Origin of the sequence: Candidatus Thalassolituus haligoni (assembly GCF_041222825.1) — a bacterium.
GTDB classification, from domain to species: Bacteria; Pseudomonadota; Gammaproteobacteria; order Pseudomonadales; family Oceanobacteraceae; genus Oceanobacter; species Oceanobacter antarcticus.
The window spans coordinates 860,318-883,360 of the sequence record NZ_CP139482.1 but is presented as its reverse complement, the minus strand read 5'-3'; the positions used below and the strand labels follow the sequence as shown (position 1 = coordinate 883,360).

18 protein-coding genes are annotated in these 23,043 nt (G+C 56.2%); 5 read left to right on the top strand and 13 right to left on the bottom strand.

Annotated elements, in window-relative coordinates; genetic code table 11:
* Nucleotides 1-151: 151 nt before the first annotated feature.
* The 7 genes from SOJ49_RS04005 to SOJ49_RS03975 form a co-directional block, all read right to left on the bottom strand.
* Nucleotides 152-1,825 carry a long-chain-fatty-acid--CoA ligase gene (locus SOJ49_RS04005; RefSeq protein WP_369856941.1) on the bottom strand — a complete coding sequence of 558 codons (1,674 nt, stop codon included), beginning with the start codon at nucleotides 1,823-1,825 and terminating at the stop codon, nucleotides 152-154.
* A gap of 10 nt (nucleotides 1,826-1,835) precedes the next feature.
* Nucleotides 1,836-3,014 (bottom strand): acetyl-CoA C-acyltransferase FadA, encoded by a 1,179-nt coding sequence (gene fadA, locus SOJ49_RS04000; RefSeq protein WP_369856940.1) that lies wholly within the window; start codon nucleotides 3,012-3,014, stop codon nucleotides 1,836-1,838.
* Nucleotides 3,015-3,024: 10 nt separating this feature from the next.
* A complete protein-coding gene (gene fadB / locus SOJ49_RS03995) occupies nucleotides 3,025-5,214 on the bottom strand; it encodes a fatty acid oxidation complex subunit alpha FadB (RefSeq protein ID WP_369856939.1) in 2,190 nt (729 codons plus the stop codon).
* A 72-nt stretch (nucleotides 5,215-5,286) separates the two neighbouring features.
* Nucleotides 5,287-6,573, bottom strand: a complete 1,287-nt coding sequence (locus tag SOJ49_RS03990) for a TRAP transporter large permease (protein WP_369856938.1) — start codon at nucleotides 6,571-6,573, stop codon at nucleotides 5,287-5,289.
* Nucleotides 6,574-6,575: 2 nt separating this feature from the next.
* On the bottom strand, nucleotides 6,576-7,127 hold the full coding sequence (locus tag SOJ49_RS03985; protein ID WP_369856937.1) for a TRAP transporter small permease: 552 nt from the start codon (nucleotides 7,125-7,127) through the stop codon (nucleotides 6,576-6,578).
* 35 nt (nucleotides 7,128-7,162) lie between these two features.
* Nucleotides 7,163-8,281, bottom strand: a complete 1,119-nt coding sequence (locus SOJ49_RS03980; protein WP_369856936.1) for a C4-dicarboxylate TRAP transporter substrate-binding protein — start codon at nucleotides 8,279-8,281, stop codon at nucleotides 7,163-7,165.
* A 113-nt stretch (nucleotides 8,282-8,394) separates the two neighbouring features.
* Complete coding sequence (locus SOJ49_RS03975) at nucleotides 8,395-10,185, bottom strand: acyl-CoA dehydrogenase (RefSeq protein WP_369856935.1); 1,791 nt, start codon at nucleotides 10,183-10,185, stop codon at nucleotides 8,395-8,397.
* Between the two features lie 192 nt (nucleotides 10,186-10,377).
* Here SOJ49_RS03975 and SOJ49_RS03970 point away from each other — a divergent pair, with 192 nt between their 5' ends.
* Both SOJ49_RS03970 and SOJ49_RS03965 read left to right on the top strand, forming a co-directional pair.
* Nucleotides 10,378-11,487, top strand: a complete 1,110-nt coding sequence (locus tag SOJ49_RS03970; RefSeq protein ID WP_369856934.1) for a PAS domain-containing sensor histidine kinase — start codon at nucleotides 10,378-10,380, stop codon at nucleotides 11,485-11,487.
* Between the two features lie 27 nt (nucleotides 11,488-11,514).
* Entirely contained in the window at nucleotides 11,515-12,156 is a 642-nt protein-coding gene (locus tag SOJ49_RS03965) for a response regulator (RefSeq protein ID WP_369856933.1), read from the top strand.
* A gap of 99 nt (nucleotides 12,157-12,255) precedes the next feature.
* Here the strand turns inward: SOJ49_RS03965 and SOJ49_RS03960 are convergent, their stop codons facing one another.
* The 6 genes from SOJ49_RS03960 to SOJ49_RS03935 form a co-directional block, all read right to left on the bottom strand.
* A complete protein-coding gene (locus SOJ49_RS03960) occupies nucleotides 12,256-12,825 on the bottom strand; it encodes a DUF2889 domain-containing protein (RefSeq protein WP_369856932.1) in 570 nt (189 codons plus the stop codon).
* Nucleotides 12,826-12,906: 81 nt separating this feature from the next.
* A complete protein-coding gene (gene surE, locus SOJ49_RS03955) occupies nucleotides 12,907-13,746 on the bottom strand; it encodes a 5'/3'-nucleotidase SurE (protein WP_369856931.1) in 840 nt (279 codons plus the stop codon).
* Nucleotides 13,743-14,519 carry an SDR family oxidoreductase gene (locus SOJ49_RS03950; RefSeq protein WP_369856930.1) on the bottom strand — a complete coding sequence of 259 codons (777 nt, stop codon included), beginning with the start codon at nucleotides 14,517-14,519 and terminating at the stop codon, nucleotides 13,743-13,745. Before SOJ49_RS03950 ends, surE begins: the two co-directional genes overlap by 4 nt.
* 113 nt (nucleotides 14,520-14,632) lie before the next feature.
* Nucleotides 14,633-16,015, bottom strand: a complete 1,383-nt coding sequence (locus tag SOJ49_RS03945) for a 3-hydroxyacyl-CoA dehydrogenase NAD-binding domain-containing protein (RefSeq protein WP_369856929.1) — start codon at nucleotides 16,013-16,015, stop codon at nucleotides 14,633-14,635.
* On the bottom strand, nucleotides 16,012-17,334 hold the full coding sequence (locus SOJ49_RS03940; RefSeq protein WP_369856928.1) for an acyl-CoA dehydrogenase family protein: 1,323 nt from the start codon (nucleotides 17,332-17,334) through the stop codon (nucleotides 16,012-16,014). The genes SOJ49_RS03945 and SOJ49_RS03940 overlap by 4 nt, the downstream gene beginning before the upstream one ends.
* Before the next feature lie 50 nt (nucleotides 17,335-17,384).
* On the bottom strand, nucleotides 17,385-18,434 hold the full coding sequence (locus SOJ49_RS03935; protein ID WP_369856927.1) for a phosphotransferase family protein: 1,050 nt from the start codon (nucleotides 18,432-18,434) through the stop codon (nucleotides 17,385-17,387).
* Between the two features lie 124 nt (nucleotides 18,435-18,558).
* Here SOJ49_RS03935 and SOJ49_RS03930 point away from each other — a divergent pair, with 124 nt between their 5' ends.
* From SOJ49_RS03930 to fdxA, 3 genes are all read left to right on the top strand, one after another.
* Nucleotides 18,559-19,494 carry a LysR family transcriptional regulator gene (locus tag SOJ49_RS03930; protein ID WP_369856926.1) on the top strand — a complete coding sequence of 312 codons (936 nt, stop codon included), beginning with the start codon at nucleotides 18,559-18,561 and terminating at the stop codon, nucleotides 19,492-19,494.
* Nucleotides 19,495-19,906: 412 nt separating this feature from the next.
* Nucleotides 19,907-22,453: a DNA mismatch repair protein MutS gene (mutS, locus tag SOJ49_RS03925; protein ID WP_369856925.1), complete on the top strand. Its 2,547-nt coding sequence runs from the start codon at nucleotides 19,907-19,909 to the stop codon at nucleotides 22,451-22,453.
* Nucleotides 22,454-22,642: 189 nt separating this feature from the next.
* On the top strand, nucleotides 22,643-22,966 hold the full coding sequence (gene fdxA / locus SOJ49_RS03920) for a ferredoxin FdxA (RefSeq protein ID WP_369856924.1): 324 nt from the start codon (nucleotides 22,643-22,645) through the stop codon (nucleotides 22,964-22,966).
* Nucleotides 22,967-23,043 lie beyond the last annotated feature (77 nt).

Below are 23,043 nucleotides of genomic sequence, written 5' to 3'. Positions count from 1 at the left end.
GCGAGCGATAAAAGAACAAGGCAAAAATCGACGAAAAAGCGCAGCTCATTATTGATAAATGAGCATTTTGAGTCGATTTTTAACGCTGTTATTTCGAGCGCAGTATTTTATAGATGTGCCCTGCAGCCAGTTTATTAACACTCTGTCACTGTTATATCTGGATAATGCGTTTTTCCTCCTCCTGAATTTCGCGCCATAAGACCTTACCACTGCCAGATTTTGGCAATGTATCCACAAACCGTATTAAACGGGGAATTTTATAGGCAGCCATATGCTCACGACTCCATTCGATAATATCAGCGGCCTGAATATCCGGGTATTCGTCAGCCACTACAACCAGTGCCTTGACGGTTTCACCCCGTTTCGGATCTTTTTGAGCAATAACACAGACTTCCTTGATGGCAGGATGGCGATACAATACCGCTTCCACCTGATTTGGCCACACTTTAAAACCTGAGGCGTTAATCATCCGTTTAATACGATCCACGATAAACAGATACCCAGATTCATCAACATAACCCAGATCACCGGTACGTAAATAACGCTGGCCATCCAGTTCGATAAAAGAGTCGTTATTGGCTGTTTCATCCTGCCAGTAACCCACCATCACCTGTGGCCCGGCAATCAATACCTCGCCGACGTCGCCTTCCGGCATATCGGCCAGGCTATCGTGATCAACAATACGGCAGTGGGTATTAAACACCGGAATACCGGCACAACCGGCTTTCGGGGCCTGGGGCGGATTAGCCGTTCCCGGACAGCAGGTTTCGGTCATGCCGTAACCTTCCAGGAAGGTAACGCCACAGAGTTGGTACAATTTGGCCGCAACGGCCTCCGGCATGCTGGAGCCGCCGCCAAACATCACCCGTAATGACGACACATCGCACAACTCAAAGCCCGGCATATTAATCAGGTCTATGGCCATGGTCGGCACCGCTGGCCAGACGGTGACATGAAAATTGTGAATGGCATGGGCGGCGACCTCACGATCCCAGCGCGGCAGAATAATCAGCGTGCTACCCCGTGCCATCGCGGTGTTCATGCCTGCCTGCAAGCCAACGACATGGAACATCGGCGCAACCGCCAGAATCACATCCTCGCGACCAATACCGAACCAGTCATACACGCCGCGCAAGGCGTGTTGCACATTGATATTGTTGTGCATGCAGCCTTTCGGGTTACCGGTGGAGCCGGAGGTATAAGGCAGCATCACCAGGTCATCCATCACCAGCTCGGCCATGGCAACCTCCGCAGTGCACGACATGGCCTGCTGCCAGCGGATAAAATGCGGGTGCTGGTCGAGATCTGGTGGGCAATCCTGCTGACGAATAGCCGCCGGAATCGGCAGGTCAGTAGCAGTACGCAGATAATCCTTGTATTCAATCCCGACCACCTGGATATCACGGCGATCCATCACCCCGACAAACGCGTGATGAAGCTCCAGCGCAGCAAACAGCAAGGTCGCCCCACTGTTGTCCAGCAAGTACGCCAGTTCGTCTTCAACATACATCGGGTTCATTGGCACCACGACTGCGCCAAGGCGCAGAGCAGCGTAGTAAGCGATCACATACTGCGGGCTGTTTTGCGAAAAGATACCCACCCGATCACCCTTGCAGACACCGGCGCTCGTGGCCATCCAGGCAGCCAGGCGACACACATCGTTGTGCATCTCCTGATAGCCGATACAGGTTTCATAAAACACCAGCGCTGGCTTGTCGGCACACTCGGCCACCGAGTGTTCAAAATTCTGGTAAACCGTGGTTTCTGGCAGTTCCAGGTCTTCGGGCTGGCCCGGTGGCCAGACGGAAAAGTTCTTCTGATACATAGCCCGCTCCTCAGTCCAGACGCTCAAAGATGGTGCTGATTCCCTGTCCCATGCCGATACACATGGTGGCCAGGCCCAGCGTGGTGTCTTGCTGTTGCATCACGTTCAGCAGCGTGGTGGAGATGCGTGTTCCCGAGCAACCGAACGGATGTCCGAGAGCAATGGCTCCCCCGTTGAGGTTGACCTTGTCGTCCACCACCTCCAGCAGATCCAGATCCTGCAGCACCGGAATCGCCTGCGCCGCGAAGGCTTCGTTTAATTCCACGGTTTGCATGTCCTGCATGGTCAGACCGGCACGCTTGAGCGCCTTGTGGGTGGCAGGCACCGGGCCATAACCCATGATTGCGGCTTCACACCCGGCGACGGCCATCGAGACGATTCTGGCCATGGGCTGCAACCCCGCTTCACGGGCGGCCTTGCCCGACATCACCAGCATGGCGGATGCGCCATCCGCCATGGCCGACGCCGTACCTGCGGTAATGGTGCCGGTTTGTGGAATAAACACCGGCGGCAAGGTCGACAGTCCCTCCAGCGACACGTCGGCACGAATCACTTCGTCTTCCGTTACCGCGATCAACACACCGTCGGCGTCGTGACCGTCAATGGCCATCAATTCGTTGGCGAAGCGGCCTTCAATCGTGGCTTGGTGAGCACGCTGTTGTGATCGGTAGCCAAAGGCGTCCTGCATCTGGCGGCTAACACTATGTTTGCGACCCAGGGCTTCGGCAGTCAGACCCATGTTCATCGAGTGACTGGAGATCGAACGGCTCAACTCCGGGTTAATGTCGATGCCGTGGGTCATGGCGATATGGCCAATGTGCTCGACACCACCGACGATGAAAGTGTCCCCCAGACCGGCGCTAATGGACGCGGCGGCGGTGTGCAAACCGGCCATCGACGAACCACACAGGCGGTTAACGGTTTGTGCCGCAATGCCGGTAGGCAAATCAGCCAGAATCGCCACACCTTTGGCGATGTTCAGCCCCTGCTCCAATGTCTGGTTAACACAGCCCCAGATCAGATCTTCGACTCGTTCGGGGTTAAAGTTCGGGTTACGTGCCAGCAGCCCTTCGACCAGACGTGCGGACAAGCTATCGGCCCGTACATGGCGGAATACGCCGCCTCGTGAACGACCCATCGCAGTACGGGCTGCATCAATAATGACGACGTCGTTGTCTTTGAAATTCATGACTGATTCCTCAAACCCGGTTAGCGGATGCTGAAGTGACGGATGAAGTGGCTGATTCTGTGGCGTAAAAACACTGGCCAGCGGCGGCCATATCACGCAGGCGCGCCGTTGGCTGGTAGGCCATGCCGAGATCGCTGTAGTGGTCGCACTGGCTGACAAAGTCTTGCAGCCCTACGCTGTCCATGTAGCCAAACGCTCCACCAAGATAACGGGGGAAACCCACGCCGTTGATCAACGCCACGTCGATATCCGCAACCGCATCGGCAATACCTTCTTCCAGACAGCGCATCGCTTCCAGACAGAGCGGAATCATCATGCGCTGAACAATGTCGTCGTCCGTCAGCAGCAGCGAACCACTGACGACCGACTGGATAACGTCGTGCGCCGCCGGATCGGAGGATTTCTTCAGTTTGCCGCGCTTGTCGGCTTCATAGCGGTAGTAACCGGCACCACTTTTTTGTCCCAGACGGCCCGCAGCAAACAGGGCATCGGTCGGGGTTTTGACGCCGGTCAGATAACGATCCGGGTAGGCAGCGGCAATCAGTCCTTCAGCATGATGACCGGTATCCATACCGACGATGTCGGCCAGCGTGGCCGGGCCCATCGGCCAGCCAAAACGTTCCATCACCTGGTCGATACGTTCGAAATCCACACCATCTATTACCAACCGGGCGAAGGCGTGTACGTAGGGCAGTAATACCCGGTTGACCAGGAATCCGGGGCAGTCATTCACCACGATCGGGACTTTCTTCATTGCCAGCGCATACGACACCGCCCGGCTGACGGCGGCATCCGAGGTTTGCTCACCACGAATAATTTCCACCAGCGGCATACGATGTACCGGATTAAAGAAGTGCATACCGCAAAAGTTTTCCGGCCGCTGCAACTCACCCACCAGTTCCTTGACGGTCAAGGTCGAGGTATTGGTGGCCAGCACGCAGTCACGGCCAACCTGTTGTTCCACTTCGGCCAACACTGCCCGTTTGATATTAGGGTTTTCCACCACTGCCTCGACCACCAGATCAGCATGGTCAAAGCCCTTGTAGTCCAGCGTTGGCTGAATACGCTGGCTGGTGGCCAGCGCCTGTTGCGGTTGCATTTTCTTGCGTTTGAGTTGGCCCAGCATCAGCCGGTTGGCTTCGGCCGTACCGGCCTCCAGCGCTTGGCTGGTAATGTCTTTCATCAAGATCGGGGTGCCGGTGGAGGCGCTCTGATAAGCCACTCCACCTCCCATAATGCCTGCACCCAATACCGCCGCCTGGGCGACCGGTTGGCCAGTGTTGGCATACTGGCGATTTTTACGTTTGAGGGCCTGATCGCTGAGGAACAGGTTCACCAGACTGCGGGATACGGCCGTATTGGCCAGCTGAATAAAGTCGCGGCTTTCGTGTGCACCGGCAGTTTCACGGTTCATCCGCACACTGGCGCGCACCGACTGCACAATGGTACGTGCGGCCGGATAATGATCACTGCTGAACATCGACACCATGCCTTCGGCGGTGTCACAGGCCATCGCCAGTTCCAGTTCATTCAGGGTCATGGCGCGGGTCTTCAGACCACGGCGGGGCAGATATTTGAGGCGACCATCTACCGCCTGTTGCAAGACTTTCAAGGCGGCAGCGGCGAGTTTGTCGTCGGCGACCACCGCATCCGCAACCCCTGCCCGCAAGGCGTCAGCGGCTTTCATCGGCCGCCCCTGAGTCATCCAGGTCAGGGCATTATCCACCCCGATCAGTCGCGGCAGACGCACGCTGCCACCCCAACCCGGCATAATGCCCAGATTCACTTCCGGCAACCCCAGGCGCGCTTGCTCGGTCACCACCCGGTAGTCGGCACAGAGCGCCAGTTCCATACCACCACCCAGGGCTTCACCCCGAACAGCGGCTACGGTCGGAAAGGGCAGATCTTCAATCCGATTAAACAACCGGTGCACCTTCATGCTGTAGTCGAAGATGGTATCGGCGCTCTGGGCAAAGCTGTCACAGAATTCGGTAATGTCGGCACCGGCAACAAAGCTGTCCTTGGCACTGGTGATCAGCAGTCCTTTGATCGATGCCAGCGGCAACTGCGCAATCGCCTGCTCCAGGCTGGCAATGGCGGCCTTGCTGAGGATATTCATACGGGCATCGGCAGCGTCCAGAACCAGCTGATACAGGCCGTTTTCCATTTCCTCAAGGCGAACGAAGCTCTCCACGTTCATAAGGTGGTTCTCCAAACAAAATGGGGTAAGTCAGACCCCCGCCAGCACACAGCGGGGCATTGATTCAGACGGTTACATGTAGTTTTGGTAAATAAGCATCACCACCACCAGCACCAGGTCGGCAAGAATAAAGGGCAATACCCCGGCAAAGATTTTTTCCAGCGAGGCGTAGTCTTTCGCCACCGAGTGAATCACGAACACGTTCAGCCCCACCGGTGGGGTGATCATGCCGATCTCCAGCAACTTGGCCACCAGCAGCCCGAACCAGACCTTGTCGATACCGTGTTCAACCACCAGTGGCAGGAACAGCGGCAAGGTCAGCAACATCGCGCCAATCGGCTCCAGGAACATACCTAACGCCAGATAGATAAAGACGATCACCAACAGGATACCCAGCACACTGAAGCCGTTGCCGTCGATCCAGTCAGCCACTTCATACGAGAGGCCAGTCAGGGCGATCAAGCGGGTAAACAGGCTGGCACCAATTGCGATCATAAACAGCGCGCCGCTGGACAGCAGCGTATCGAGACAGCTGTCGATAAAGCGTTCTTTGTTCAGCTCCTTACGGCTCAGGCCAATAATGATGGTGAAAAAGGCACCAATCGCTCCGGCCTCGGTGGCAGTAAAGATGCCGCCAAACAATCCCCCAAACACCACGATGATCAGCAGCAGTACCGGCCAGATGTCCATGCTGGCACTGATTTTTTCTTTGAAGGTCGTGCTCTCGACGCCGGGTAAACGCTCCGGTGCACTCAGGTAGGTCAGCCAGATTACTGCGAAGTAGAACAGCATCGACAGCAGCCCCAACGCCAGACCACCGACAAACAGGTCGTTGATGGATTCTTCCGCCTGAATACCGTAAATAATCAGCAAGATACTCGGTGGAATCAGCGCGCCGATGGTGCCGCCGGCTGCAACCGAGCCGGTTGCGGTGCGAATGTCGTAATTCATGCGGTGCATTTCGGGAATGGCGATCCGGCCAATCGCAGCGCTACAGGCCACCGATGAACCGGTCACCGCCGCAAAGCCGCTGGCACCACCAATAGCGGAAATTGCCAGCCCACCGGGCATCCAGCCCAGCCAGGCACGAGCGGCGCTGAACAGCCCCCGCGTCATACCGGTATGAAAGGCGACATAGCCCATCAGCAGGAACATCGGCACCGAGCTGAGCGTCCAGCTGGAAGCAAAGCTGTAGGGAATATTCGATAACATACTGACCGCCGACTCAGCTCCGACGATGGCCATAATGCCAACCGCAGAGACGGTGATCAGACTGACCGCAATGGGGACGCGCAACATAATCAGCGCCATCACGCCAACCAGGGCGGCAAAACCGATAGTGACCGGTTCGATTTCCATGATCATTCCTCCACCTGGGCCAGGGTGACATTCATCATGTCAGGGTCATGGCCATGATCCTGAATACGGTTGGTGACCAGCTCGACGGTGCTGGTAATCACGCGCAACAGCAGTACCAGCACCATTAATCCGAACGACACCGGTAAAACCCAGTAACTTGGCCAGGTGTAAAACATGTCCACCCCCGACTCCACATACGATCCCTTGCTGGTGTTGGCAATGGCCTCCACCAGCGTGCCCCAGCAGAGCACGGCGTAGACCAGCAGCGAGAGAATAAAACCCATCAGAGTCACCAGCAGCTTGGCTCGCGGTGGCAGCTTGTCGGTGAAAATAGTGGCCTCGACATGGCGACGACGAATCTCGGCGTAAGCGATCGGCAAAAAACTGACCGCCACCATGTAGTACTTGCTGACCAGCTCTGAAGTGGCGAGAAAACCCGCTCCCAACAGTGAGCGCATGGCCACATCGATCACAATCTGCAGCACCATCAGGATCAGGATGGTGCAGCCAATCCAGATGGTCAGTCGGCCAATCCAGTTCTCAAGTTGTTTCATCTCTCTTCCACTCAGCCAGTCAGTTACCCGGTGTGTTAGTTGCCATAGTGGCTCAGATCTCGCTTGGCCCAGATTTCCTGGTAACGCAGCTCGGCCAGCTCGTCTTCACTGCTGACACTGGCCACCAGCTTGCTCCACTTTTCAACCAGTGCGATGTAACGATCTACCTTGGCCTGAGCGTTTTTCACGCCGCGTTCTTCCAGGGTTTTGGCAACGGTCGCCAGGTGATCTTTCTTGAACTGTGCAGCTTTGGCCTTGAGTGAATCATCCGGCTCAAGAAACTGGATACCGGCTTTTTTGCCTTCACGAGTGGCTTCTTCCAGAGTGTTTATCCAGCCATAGATACTGGCGACCTGGGCGTACTGGGCAGCATGCACCAGCGCCTGACGCTCTTTTTCATCCATCTTGCTCCATAGCTTGCTACCAACATTGGGGAAGGCCGAGGCGTTAAACACCCCCTGATGAATATTGGTGACGTACTTGACGACGTCGTACAGACGGGAGTTTTTCAGGTCGGGGGTAGAGCTGTAAGTACCATCCAGGACACCCGAAGACAGTCCTTCAAACAGCTCACTGGAAGGCATCTGCACCGCCACACCACCCATATCCGAGACAAAACGGGTAAACACCGAACCGGCGGTACGAATACGCATGCCTTTGAGATCAGCACTGTTGCGCACCGGTTTGGTGGTCAGCAATTCATAGGTTACGGTGGCATCACTGCCGGTATACACCTGGCCATTGGCCTTGAACTCGGCCAGGCATTCATTACAGGTCGAGATGTATTCGGTCACCGCAGAGGAAATAGCGCGATTGTCAGTACCCACAATCGACAACTCTGCCACCAAAGCGCTTTCGGAATAGTCGGCCGCAAAATACGGCATGATAATGGTGCCCATCTCGGCGACGCCGTTTTTCAGACCTTCGTTCATTTCGCCGATGGACAGCAGACCGGATGGGGTATCGCGGATTTTCCACTCGCCGTTGGTAAATTCCTGCAGTTTTTCAGACATTTTCGGGTAAGCCGTGGTCGCCAGCACGTGGGCTGGGCCAAAACCACTGACCGCACGAATGGTCTTTGCCTGCACCGATGGCGCAGCCATCGCCAGCATGGAGGCAGCTGCGACGGTCAGAGACAGCATTCTGATTTTCATAGATACACCTTTTGTAATTACTTTTTATTGTTATTCAGTAACCGGCCTTACCAAAAAAGCCGGGGACAACACCCTGCTGCCGCAGGGTTTGGTGATGACGGGAATAAACCGACTCAGTCGCCCACTTCCGGGATATCCGGCAGACAGGCATCTGCATCATCAGCCAGATAATTCATCACCTGCCGCTCCATGCCGGCAACTTCGGCCAGGCTGTAGCGACAATAAAAATCGGCACTTTGTAACCAGCTGGCCAGTTGGGCAGCGGTATAGTCTTCACCATTCTGGTGAAAGCGGGCCGCCAGCGCACAACGGCCAAGCAACCAGCCACCGGCAACATGACCAAACATCATCAGGAATGGCACCGACATCAGTTGTGCCAGCGGCATGTCATCGGCACAGCGTTTCATCACCGCCGCCGCCGTACTTTCCAGACTGTTGATCGCCACCGCCAGTTTTGTCGCCAGCGTATTCAGCCCATTTCCCTGCATCGCCGTCACCGTCTCGCGCATACGGCTCACCAGCAGGGCGAAGGTTTCGCCCTTGTCACGATAGAGCTTGCGGCCAATCAGATCCTGCGCCTGAATACCGGTCGTACCCTCATAAATCGGGCTGATACGAGCATCACGCCAGATTTGCGCAGCACCGGTTTCTTCCACAAACCCCATCCCACCGTGGATCTGGATACCCAGCGAAGCCACTTCTACACCGGACTCGGTCGCCCAGGCCTTGAATACCGGAATCATCAGCTCAACAAACTTCTGTTGCTGCTGGCGCACCTCGGCATCGGCGTGGTTTTCGTGCATGTCCTGCGCTTCGGCAATCACCATCGCCATGGCACGCATGGCGCGCGTCCGTGACTGCATCAGCATCAGCATGCGGCGAACATCCGGGTGTTCGGCGATCACCGCCGGTTTACCTGGTTCTGCCGGAGTTGCCCCCTGAACTCGCTCAAGGGCGTAAGCCCAGGCCAGTTGCAAGGCCGCTTCGGCCGAAGCCAGCCCTTCAATCCCTACCGCCAGCCGGGCCATGTTCATCATCACGAACATCGCCGCCAGCCCCTTGTTTTCTTCACCCACCAGATAACCGATGGCACCGTCCTGCTCACCAAACGCCATCACGGCGGTGGGACTGGCGTGAATACCGAGTTTATGTTCCAGTGCGGCACAGACCAGATCGTTGCGTTCACCCAGTGAGCCGTCATCGTTGACCAAAAACTTGGGCACCAGGAACAACGAGATACCCCGAACACCCGCAGGCGCATCCGGGGTACGGGCCAGTACCAGGTGAATAATGTTGTCGGCCAGGTCATGTTCACCGAACGAGATAAAAATCTTCTGGCCTTTTATACGATAGCTACCATCCGCCTGGGGCATGGCTCGGGTACGAATAGCCCCCACATCAGAACCCGCTTGAGGCTCGGTCAGATTCATGGTGCCGGTCCATTCGCCCGCCACCATTTTCGGTAAATACTTCTGTTTCAGCTCATCGGAGCCGGCTGCATAAATGGCTTCAATTGCACCCTGAGTCAAACCGGGGCACATGGTGAACGACTTGTTGGCGGAGCTGAACATCTCAGTCGCCAGCGTGCTGATCATCCATGGCAACCCTTGCCCACCAATGCTTTCAGGCAAAGCCATGTTGTTCCAGCCATTGGCAATCAGTTGTTGCCAGGCTGCGGCAAAACCATCCGGAGTGGTAACAACGCCATCTTCCAGGGACAGCCCGCTACGGTCGCCGCAAGCATTCAGTGGCGACAATACGCCAGCGGCAAATTTGCCTGCTTCTTCCCAGATGGTCAGCGCCAGCTCCTGGGTCATCATCTCGGGATCACTGACCGCTGCCGGAAAATCCACCAGCTCGTGCAGTAAAAAACGTAAATCATCCAGAGGAGTGCGGTAAGCCATGTTCCGGTATCCGTGAGTTATTGTTATTTGAACTGGTAATTACGGTACATTGGGCAAAGAAGGCGGTCTGTAGGAATATTCTGATTTGATCGATGGACACATCAATTATTGAATTACTAAACAAAAAAACCTGTAATCTGTGATCAACACAGACAGACGCATCGGCCAAACAACAAAAAAAAGAGGCCCAGTATGACTTCACAGCGAGACCAGCAGCTGGAACGCCGTATTATCAATGAGATTCCCTACCAGGTTCTGGTGGAGCAATCCTTGGTCGGCATCTATCTGATTCAGGATGGCATTCTCAAATATTGCAACACCGCCTTTGCTGGCATTACCGGCCATACCCCTGAACAGGCGATAGGCAGAAATATTGCCACTATGGTGGCTCCAGAAAGCATCCACCGGGTGCTCAACAATATTGACAACCGGATTGGCCAGGGCATCGGCAACAGCACCCGTTATTTCAACAAGGCGGTGCATGTGGATGGTTATCTGGTGGATCTGGAAGTACATGGCCGTTCAATCCTGCACGAAGGTCGCCCCGCTATTGCCGGTGTCGCAGTGAACGTCACCAAACGACTGAAATACGAGCGGGAATTCCGCGAGTCCCACGACCAGTTACAACAGCTGACGCGTTACACCATCAAGTTGCGGGAACAGCGGCGGCAGGAAATGGCGCGGGAGATTCACGATGTACTGGGCGGTTTGCTCACTTCCATCAAGATGGACGCCACCCGTATCCTCAACCACCAGCCGTCGGCCAATGTCGCGGAGATTGCCGAAGACATCATCAATCTGGCGCAGGAAAGCATTCACTTTGCCCGCCACAAATCGGAACAGCTCTACCCCACCACGTTGACCTACCTTGGCCTCAAGCCCGCGCTGGACAGTTTGCTGAACCAGTTCCAGCAACGCAGTGAACTGGCCTGCCAGCTGGTGACCCAGTCGCCGATTCCACGCCTGTCGGCCGATGCTGAGTTGATGGTTTACCGGATCGTACAAGAGTCCCTGACCAACGTTGTGCGCCACGCCAGGGCAACCGAGGTAACCGTTACCCTGAGCGCCGACGCTGACCAATTACAAGCCTGTATCCTTGATGATGGCATTGGTATTCATGAATCCATTGCCAGAGAAGGCTCTCTGGGGCTGCTGTTCATGCGTGAGCGGGCGGCAGATTTTGATGGTGAATTGACGGTCACAGGGATACCGGAGGGCGGTACCCGAGTGTGCCTGATCCTGCCGCTGAACGAACGCAACCGCAAACCGGTGCCCTTGCTGGAACCCGGCATGAGGCTCTAGCAGCCTGTCGGACTTAGGAGAAAAACAATGACAACGTCCAACAAGTACCCGATATTGCAGGTCGACGACCACACGATATTCCGCAGCGGCCTGAGCAAATTATTGGCCGAAAGCGAATGTTTTATGATCCAGGCGGAAGCCGCCACCATTGAACAGGCCTGCGCCTGTTTGCAGCAGCAACCTGAACTGGCGCTGATGATTCTCGACATCAATCTGGCGGGCCAGAATTCCCTCGACCAGATCCCGCTGTTGCGTCAGTTCCACGCCGACATCCCGATTCTGATCATGTCGATGTACCCACCTGACCAGTTTGCCGCTGCCGCCTATCGAGCCGGTGCCAATGCTTATCTGAGCAAGGATGCCTGTCACGAAGAACTGCAGCTGGCCTTAAGCAGTATCGTAACTGGCGGAATCTGGCTGAACCCGTCTGCCAGACTGGCAACGGACGATACCCCCAACCAGGGCTATCCTCACGAACGACTGTCCGAACGGGAACTGGATATTCTCAAAAGTCTGGCCAACGGCGAATCACTCACTGACATTGGCAGCCGCATGTTCCTCAGTGTAAAAACCGTCAGTACCTACCGTACCCGGATTCTGGAAAAGCTGAATCTGACCAACAATGCCGAGCTGATCAAATATGCCCTGACCCACGGTCTGAGTGTCTGAGCATAACCGTCAAGCCGGAGTTCTTGCTCCAGCTACCATTTTTCTCCGGCCACTATTTGTCTCCTGCTACTCTTCTTCTGGCTACTCTTCTTATGGCCACTATTCTTCTGGCCACAGATGAATCTGCGCCCGGCCTCCGGGCCGAAAACCATAACAGGTGTTCAGTACCGCTTTACGTTCCTCGCTGCCGTTGCTGTACCCTGCGGTATGGCTGAGGTGATAACCACGAATGGTCTGCATCGCGGCGGTCGCCAACACTGGCAACATTTCGGTCAGATGGGTACAGCCACTTAACCGCCCCACCGCCTTGCGGGCGTCGGCCAGCCAGCCCTTGCCAATGTGCAGCCCGACCAGCGCCTGATATTGCTGCGCCGCACCGGGGCAGTCCTGATACGGTGTGTGATACATGGTGGCACGAGCGTCCAGTATCTGCAGTTGGTCGTTGATGATCAGGGTCAGCCTCATACGATGCAGAAATCCGCCAACCTCAATCCGGCCACGGTCAAACAGTTCAATGTCATAACCCTTGGTATCTTCCAGTACGCCTTCTATTTCCCACAGCCCGTCTTCACGTAAATAGCCCTGCACATCGATATTGCGACGGTGCAAGGGAGTGCGCGGTGAGGCAGGAATTGGCTCGGACATCGGCTTCGATATCGGCTCGGACATAGTCAGTCTCCAGGGTCAGTTTTCACAGTCGGTATGGATCGGTCTTTACAGCACCAAGGAGTGTGCCGCATTGATGCGGCGTCAACCAGCCTGACCGAAGCGGCTGAACAGCTCCGGGTTCAGGCCCTGTGCTAATTGGCGCTCGATAAACGACACTGAGATAGCACGCTCTCGCAGTGCATTTACATCGCTGTTCGGGTCAGATACTGCCCGGTAATGATGCTGGAACGACAACCAGAAGTAATCCTGCTGGCGCTGGTCGAGCCGTTGGTCAACACCGGCTCCGGTCAGCGACTGACCATTCATGCTGGCGTTGGCTATGCCGCTGACCTGCTGCGGTGCTACCGATGGAAAGTTGATGTTGGTGACCATACCGCCAGGGAGCGGCTCAGTCAGCAACTGGCGAATCAGCGCCCCGGTATAACGACGCGGCGTATCCCAGTGGATCTTGTGGCGATCTTTCCAGGCCTGACTCAGAGCAATGGCCGGTATATCAAACAGACTGGCGGTCAGCGCCGCTCCCAAGGTGCCGGAGAAGCCCACGGTATCGGCCATATTGATGCCCTGGTTGATGCCCGACAGCAGCAGATCCGGTTTTTCCGGCATCAAATGAAACGCCCCCAGCAAGACACAATCCGAAGGCGTACCACGCACCGCAAAGTGACGTTCAGCCAGGGGTTTACAACGAATCGGCTGGTGTAACGACACACTCTGGGCGGTGCCGCTCTGGTCTGTTGCCGGAGCCACAATCCAGACTTCTTCCGCCAGTTCCGCCGCCAGTTCCGCCAACAACTGAATACCGGGGGCATCGTAGCCATCATCGTTGGTAATCAGGATACGCCGCAGTAATGGCTCGCCTTTGTGCGGATGCACTGGTGGCAGGGGTAACAGCCGCAAACCATTTGGGCTCACCCGGCTCATGCGCAGGTCACGCCACCGTCGACGGCCAGTGCGGTGCCGGTTACATGGCAGGAGGCATCGGCAGCAAAAAATACGGCCGGGCCCTGGAGGTCGGTTTCAGCACCAAATCGCTGCAAGGGAACCGCAGGCAGCACCTGATCGGAGATACTTGCCAGCAGCTTGGCCGACAGTTTCGACTGGAAAAAACCGGGGCACAGAGCATTCACATTGATGTTGTACTTGCCCCACTCGCTGGCCAGCGCCTTGGTGAAGTTGATCATTGCAGCCTTGGAGGTGTTGTAGCCGATGGTATTCATATTCAGCCCTGGGGGGTTGCCGCTCAGACCACCAATAGAGGCGATATTAATGATCTTGCCGTAACGCCGGGCAATCATGCACTGACGTCCGATTTCACGGGTCAGGACAAAGGGCGCGGTAATATTCAGCGTCATGACCTTGTTCCAGGCTTCCAGCGGATGCTCCTCCATCGGCGCGGCCCAACTGGTGCCAGCATTGTTGACCAGAATGTCAATGCTGCCGACCTCGGCCAGTAACTGCTCGACCATGGCCGGAATGGCATCCAGATCCTGCAAGTCGCTGACGCAGCTCAGGATACGGCTGGCATCACCCTTGGCGACGGGCAGCAGTTCCGTTTTGGCTTCTTCCAACTCGGCGGCCTTGCGGGCGGTCAGAATCACCCGTGCGCCCTGTTGCAGGTAGGCTGCGGCAATTTGTAACCCCAGCCCACGAGAGCCGCCGGTAATCAGCGCGGTTTTACCAGAGAGATCAAACATAGGAGTACCTGCTCTATAGTGATTGATTTTATATTTTTATAGGTTGGCGTTTTATTTTATTGATGGGGCTGGATAGTGCTTGATGGTGCGTGCCCGACCAGCGCGCCAGGCCTTCAGGCGTCGCTCATAAAAACCACTCGTGCCAACAACGAGCCACCCCGCTGGGCCTGACGGCTGATCAATTCATCCGGTTCCCACAGCACCTTGCCGTGGCTGGCGTAACGCTGATATTGGCGCATTTCTCCAACCAGCTGACTCAGCCCCAGTTGCTCAGCCAGATACATCGGCCCTCCGGCGGCGGCCGGGAAACCGTAGCCATTAACAAATGCCAGGTCGATATCCACCGGCCCACTGGCAAAACCTTGCCGCACAATGGCACAGCCTTCGTTCACCAGCGCCAGAATGCAGCGCCCCAGTATTTCGTCATTACTGATGTCCCGACGCGTATGTCCCAGCTCGGCAGACACTTGTTGCAACAGCGCATCGGTCTCGGCACTGGGCAGGGCGGTGCGGGAACCGGCTTCGTAGCAATACCAGCCGGAACCGGTTTTCTGTCCATAACGGCCCTGTTCGCACAGAGCATCACCGATCCGAGGCTGCAGGATATCGGGAGTACGCTGCTGACGCTGACAGCGCACCATCCAGGGGATGTCGTTGCCCACCATATCCAGTGCCCGCAGCGGGCCAATCGCCATGCCCCAGTCTTCCAGCACCCGATCCACCTGCGCCGGGGTTGCGCCTTCTTCCAGCAAATACATGGCCTCCTGGTGAAAGCGGTCAAACAGGCGATTGCCAATAAAACCGTCACAGTTGCCCGCCACCACAAACACTTTGCCCAACGCCAGCGCCATGGCTTTGATCAGCCCTGTCACCGCCGCCGAGGTGGTTTGCGCGGGTACAATTTCCAGCAACCGGGTAATGTGTGCAGGGATAAAAAAATGCGTACCGATCACCCGTTCAGGATGGTTAACCGCAGCGGCAATGGCATCCATATCCAGCGTCGAGGTATTGGTTGCCAGCACACAGTCATCAGCGACCAGCGCCTCGATGGCTTGCATCACCTGCTGTTTCAGTTCGAGTATCTCCGGCACCGCTTCTACCACCAGGCCTGACCCGGTAATACTGGCCAGCTCGACCGAGAATTCAAAACAGGATTGCAGCTGCGCTGCGGCATTTTCATCCAGTTGGCCACGTATCTGCTGACTGGCAAGATACTGGTCAATAAAGCGCTGGGCGAGGTCAAGGGAATCGGCGTCCGCATCGACCAGAGTCACCTGTTTGCCCAACCGGGCCAAGGCAATGGCGATGCAGCGCCCCATGGCTCCGGCACCAATCACAGCGACCTTGCGAATATCTTCAAACCCCTGCCGATCCGCTGCCGTTAGCTGCTTTGGCAAAGCCATTATCGACTGTTGCTGCCAGCTGTCCGCATGCTTGAGCTGGGCGGCATCCCGCACCAGGGTCTGCCGCACAGGTTCAAGGGGCGAGGCTGTCATACCATTTCAGCCTCATCGGCGCTGGCCAAGCCGTAGTCAAACGGCAAATCCAGACGGGCATCACGTTCTTCGGCACGATCCGGCGGGGTCAGGAAACGGGCCGCCTGACCATAACTATCCTTGGCTTTTTTGATGGCACCACGGGCAATCGAACGCAGGTGCACTTCATCCGGGCCATCGGCGATACGCAGGGCGCGGCCCATGGTCCACAGTTCCGGCAGTGGTGTATCCGGCGATAGACCCATCCCACCAAATACCTGCATGGCACGGTCAACCACTTTCAATTGCATCCGTGGCACAGCCACCTTGATCATGGCAATTTCGTTACGCGCCAGCTTGGCACCACCCTGATCAATCAACCAGGCCGCTTTTAATACCAGCAGGCGGGCCTGTTCAATTTCGTACATGGATTCGGCCAGGAATTCACGTATCACACCCTGTTCATGCAGGTACTGACCAAAGGTTTTACGTTCCAGTGAACGTTCCGCCATCAAGTCCAGTGCCAACTGAGCCTGGCCGATGCAACGCATGCAATGGTGAATCCGACCCGGCCCGAGGCGCGCCTGAGCCAGGGCAAAACCGGAACCTTCTTCACCCAGCAAATGACTGGCGGGCACGCGGACGTTCTTGAACAGCAGCTCGCAATGGGTTTCGTAGCTGTGGTGATTCATCACCGACAGATCACGTACCACGGTCAGCCCTGGTGTGTTCATCGGCACCAGAATCATGCTTTGCTGACTATGCACATCGGCGTTGGGATCGGTTTTGCCCATCACGATCGCGACTTTGCAGTTCGGGTTCAGCGCTCCGGTAATAAACCACTTGCGACCGTTAATGACATAATCTTCGCCGTCACGCTGAATCAGCGTGGTCACGTTGGTGGCATCGGATGACGCGACATCGGGCTCGGTCATGGCAAAACAGGAGCGAATCGCGCCACTCAACAAGGGCTCCAGCCATTGGGATTTTTGCTCGTCGGTGCCGAACATGTGCAACAACTCCATGTTGCCAGTATCCGGGGCGGAGCAGTTAAATACTTCGGAAGCCCAAGTCATGCGGCCCATAATTTCGGCCAGCGGAGCGTATTCCATATTGGTCAGACGCGTGCCCGGTTCGCCGTCACGCAAGTGCGGCAAAAACAGGTTCCACAGGCCTTCGGATTTGGCCAGCGCTTTCAGATCGTCCAGAAAGGATATGTGGTAGCCATTGTCATGGAATTCCCGCAGAAACTGCGCATTGCGCGGAATCACGTGGTCATCCATAAAGTTGTTGAGCTTCTGTGCCAGCTCTTGGGTGGTCTGGTTGTAGGCAAAATCCATAATGATGTCCTGTCGTCAATTGAGTTGTCTGGTGACGCTTGCCGCGTCGGTTACAGCTGGCCGTGGGCAACTTGCAAGCCGATACCGGCAAAAACATGGTGCAAGCGGCTGATGTCCACGCCCGGATGTGCCTCCGGGTCACCGCCACCTCGGCTTAATACGCCGTCGAAAATTACCGCCAGCCGGAAGAAGGAAAAAGCCAGATAGAAGGGGTTAAAGTTGTTACTGATAGCGCGATTGTCGAAATATGCCTGTATATAGTCGTCAAACACCGGGATGCCACAGGCAGCAAAGTCCTGATCGGCTATGCCGTGAAATTCGTCACCGCGCATTTTCCACACCATCAGGTTGTAACCAAGATCCGACATCGGGTGGCCCAGGGTCGACAGTTCCCAGTCCAGCACCGCCACCACTTCCGGCTTGTCCGGGTGGAACATCAGGTTGCCCAGGCGAAAATCACCATGGACGATGGTGGTGACATCGTCGTCTGGCAGGTTGTCTGCCAGCCACTGCCCCAGCGCTTCGATCTCTGCCACCGAGCTGCCGCTTTTGTCGTACTGAGCACTCCAGCGCCGAATCTGGCGCTCGATAAAACCACCTTCGCGACCAAAACCTTCCAGCCCGACGGCACGAAAATCCACTGCGTGTAGTTTCGCCAGGGCGGCGTTCATGGCGGCGTAATACTGACCGCGTTCTTCCGCACTCATGCCCGGCAAGGTGCTGTCGTGTAATACCCGTCCTGGCACCCGTTCCATAATGTAGAACGGCGTTCCCACCAGGCTGTCGTCCTCGCAGTAATGCAGCATTTTAGGTACTGGCACGTCGGTATGCTCCAGCGCCGCCATAACCCGGTATTCACGGTCGATGGCATGGGCCGATGGCAGCAAGTCACCAGCGGGCTTCTTGCGCAGCACATAGTCAGCGCTGTCGGAGTATTTGAGAAAAAATGTTGGATTGGAAAATCCGCCAGCAATCGGCGTCAGCTCTGCGGTGGCCCCTTCAGGCCCACAGTCCAGATACTGACGCAGATAGTCTGTCAGTCGCACGAGATCAAACGGTGCAGCATCCATCGAAGTTGTGATTGGTGCAGACGTGGTCACAGCCAGGCTCCTGAATCAGATTGGGTGTGAATTGATAGTGTGCTCCGCCAATACATATGTAAAATCAATAGTTAGCATGATCATCTATAGATAAATCACATGTATCTGACAGCCGGGAGTCCGCATGCATATTTACCGAACCGATCTGAATCTGTTGGTGGTGTTTGACTGCATCTATACCCAGGGCAGCGTGACCCGTGCGGCAGAGGTACTGCATCTGACCCAGCCCAGTGTCAGCCATGCCTTGTCTCGCTTGCGCGATCGTGTGGGCGATCCGTTATTTGTACGCAACGGCCAGAAACTGGCACCCACCCAGGTTGCCCAAAAACTGATTTATCCCGTACGCCAGGCGTTGCAACTGCTGGAATCCTCTCTCAGTGACCTGGAAGGGTTTGACCCCCAGACCGCCAATCAGCATTTTGTAATTGGTATGCGGCCCTTGATGGAAGGTGCTTTTTTCCCACCATTGATGCGTCAGATCACTCAGCACGCTCCCTCTGCCGGGCTGTCATCGGTACAGTTCGACCGTAACAATCTGGCCGCTGAACTGACCAGTGGTAAACTCAGCGTCGCGATTGATGTGTTTCTATCCCTGCCTGACACCATCTGTCGCCAGCATTTGTCCAGCACCCCGATTGTGGTGGTGGCCCGGCGTGATCACCCGGCGATTAACGCCGGACAGATCGATATCGACCGTTATCTTGCCCAGCAGCACTTGCTGGTATCGTCGCGACCGGAAGGTCACGGTGTTGAAGACCTGATGCTGGCCCGCCAGGGCATCAGTCGCCGGGTGGTGGCACGCTGCCAGCAAATCACGACCGGACTGGAGCTGGTACGGCAGTCGAACCTGCTGATGACGGTGGCGGAGAGTCTGATCAGTCATCACTTCGACCCGACGCAACATCAAATCTGCCGGGCACCGTTTGCGGCACCGGAAGTGGACTCCTACCTGTACTGGCACGCCAGCAGCGAGTCCGACAAGGCCAGCCAGTGGTTACGTTCCATCATTGGTGCTTCCTACCAGACAACAGGGCAGCTGTTACCGCGAACGGTATCTTGATGGGTGTCCTAGTTGAGAGTGGTTTGGTAACCTTACCCGCTCTATGTCTAGGGGGCGTTCTCAATTGGTCAATCGGATCTGCTGAGAGCCCGTTGGCTTCAGAACAAGCCATGAGGAGTGCCTCCTGTGTTTAATAAACAGGGCGTGCTCAATAAGCGACGAATAACACCGTTCTGGAGTCAACTGGCCTCAGCCCGAAGGGTTATGGTTAAAGATCCATCATGCGGTGTTGTTGAACTTGAAAAGGGCCCACCATTCTCTGCGTTCAACGCCTTGCCTGATGGATTTTTTCTCCATAACAGGACGCGTTAACTAATTGAGAACGCCCCCTAGAACATCCCCTAATTCCTTATTGTCCTCGGTGCGTATGCAAGCCACAGTAAAAAAAGACTCAAAACCCGCTCAAACCCCGATGATGACGCAGTATTTGCGGATCAAATCCGAGTTCCCGGACACCATCCTGTTTTACCGCATGGGGGACTTCTACGAACTGTTTTTTGACGACGCCAGGAAGGCCGCGCAACTGCTGGACATCACTCTGACGGCACGTGGTCAAAGTGAAGGTAAACCGATTCCCATGGCCGGTGTGCCCTATCATGCTGCCGATAACTACATCGCCCGGCTGGTCAAGCAGGGTGTGTCGATCGCCATTGCCGAACAGATTGGCGACCCGGCCACCAGCAAAGGCCCGGTCGAACGCAAGGTGGTGCGGGTAATCACCCCCGGCACCCTGACCGACGAAGCCTATCTGGATGAACGCGCCGACAACCTGATTGCCGCCGTCTGCCGCCACCAGGACGCTTATGGCATCTCGGTGCTGGAAATATCCACCGGGCGATTTTCAGTACTGGAAGTAGCCTCGGAAGCCGAGTTGCTGGCCGAGATCGAGCGGCTGCGGCCGGCTGAACTGCTCTATGCCGAAGACCAGCCGCTGCCGGCAGGGGTGAACGAACGTGCCGGGGCACGCAGTCAGGCACCCTGGCATTTTGACTCCGACAGCGCCTTTCGTTTGCTGACCCAGCAGCTAAAAACCAAAGACTTGCGGGGCTTTGGCTGCGAGGGCATGACGCTGGCGGTACGGGCTGCCGGAGCACTGTTGCATTACGCCCGAGAAACCCAGCGTAATGACCTGCCTCACGTTCGTTCTTTACAGGTCGAATTGTCGGACGATGCCATTGTGATCGACCCGGCCAGCCGCCGAAATCTCGAAATCGACATTAACCAGCAGGGTGAAAGCAGCCACACCCTGGCCTGGATCATGGATAAAACCGCCACCGCCATGGGCAGCCGTCTGCTCAAGCGCTGGCTTAATCGCCCGATCCGTAACCTCACCTTGCTGGAGCAGCGCCAGACCCTGATCAAACAGCTGTTAGAGACCGGTGCCTGGCAGGATCAGCAACCGCTGTTGCGCCAGATTGGTGACATCGAACGGATTCTGTCCCGTGTAGCGCTGGGGTCGGCCCGTCCTCGTGACCTTGCCCGCCTGCGTGATGCCTTGTCGGTATTACCCGCCGTCAGAACCCTGCTGGAACCCATCGACAGCCTGCTGGCCCGGCAGTTATGGAGCGAGATTCAGGAATTCCCCCAGTGGGTGGAACGGCTGCAGGCCGCTATTATCGACAACCCGCCAGTGGTGATTCGGGACGGTGGCGTCATTGCTACTGGCTATGATGACGAGCTGGATGAGTTACGCAGCCTGAGCGAAAACGCCGGTGATTTCCTGCTGCAACTGGAAACCCGCGAGCGTGAACGCAGTGGTATCAGCACCTTGAAAGTCGGTTACAACCGGGTGCACGGCTACTACATCGAGATCAGCAAGGCCCAGGCCGCCGATGCACCGACCGAATACATCCGCCGCCAGACGTTAAAAAACGCCGAGCGTTTTATCACCCCGGAATTAAAAACCTTTGAAGACAAGGCACTGAGCGCCAAAAGCCGTTCCCTGAGCCGGGAAAAACACCTCTACGATCAACTGGTCGTGGATCTGGGGCTGCAGCTGCCGGGGCTGCAAACCTGCGCGGCGGCACTGTCGCAGCTGGATGTTCTGGTGAATCTGAGTGAACGCGCCGACACCCTGAGACTGACTTGCCCAACCCTGACCAGTGACGCCGTGATTGATATTCGCCAGGGCCGCCATCCGGTTGTCGAAGCCCTGATCGACGACCCTTTTGTTGCCAACGACACCCGTCTGGATGACAGCCGCAAAATGCAGATCATCACCGGCCCCAACATGGGCGGTAAATCAACCTACATGCGTCAGGTAGCGGTGATTGTACTGCTCGCCCATATCGGCAGTTTTGTACCCGCTGACCAGTGTACCCTTACCACGGTTGACCGTATTTTTACCCGCATGGGTTCGGCTGACGATGTCGCCGGTGGTCGCTCCACCTTTATGGTCGAGATGACCGAAACCGCCAACATCCTGCACAATGCCACCGCCAACAGCCTGGTGCTGATGGATGAAGTCGGGCGTGGCACCAGTACCTTTGATGGCCTGTCACTGGCCTGGGCCAGTGCCGCTCATCTGGCGGAAAAAACCGCTGCCTACACGCTGTTTGCTACCCACTACTTTGAAATGACGGCGTTGCCGGAATCCCATCATCGGGTCGTGAATGTGCACCTCAAGGCCACTGAACACGACGACCGGATTATCTTCCTGCATTCGGTCGAGGATGGCCCGGCCAGTCAGAGTTATGGTTTGCAGGTCGCGCAGCTGGCCGGTGTGCCTGCTACCGTTATTCAAAATGCTCGTATTCAACTGCAGAAACTGGAACAGGGCAGCTTGCCCCCGACCAGCCCGAGGTTTGTCGAACCCGGCGTCACCGACCCGCCCCACCAGACGGATATGTTTGCCAGCGTGCCGTCGGCCGTCGAAACCCGGCTGGCCGAACTCGACCCGAACAACCTGACGCCACGCGCTGCACTTGAGCTACTCTATGAACTGAAACGCCTGGTCTGATGTATGAGCAACAGTAGCCATCAAGAACGAAATAAGCCGCACAGCAACACCGGGCGGTTGTTTGGCTTGCGGCCTGACAGGTGGATACCTAGAATGAACGATTATTCCCAAGCCTGAGCAAAGAACTCGGGTATATAACCGATTACGCCATGCGCTGACTGTACCCGGCGCGATATGAGGAGATACTCCATGCCTTTTGTTGTCACCGACAACTGCATCAAATGCAAATACACCGACTGTGTAGAAGTTTGCCCGGTCGACTGTTTTTACGAAGGACCCAACTTTCTGGTGATCCACCCGGACGAGTGCATCGACTGCGCATTATGCGAACCGGAATGTCCGGCCGAAGCGATTTATTCCGAGGACGAAATCCCGACAGGTCAGGAACAGTTTATTGAACTAAACGCCGAGTTGGCAGAAATATGGCCCAACATCGCCGAGCGTAAGGAACCGCTACCCGATGCAGAAGAATGGGATGGTGTTGAAAACAAGATTGGTCAGCTGGAGCGTTAATACGCTGACTTGTTGAGGTCTGTCTGATCGAGACGTTTCTGAAGTATTTTTTGCGGTACTCTGCAGTGATTACTGCA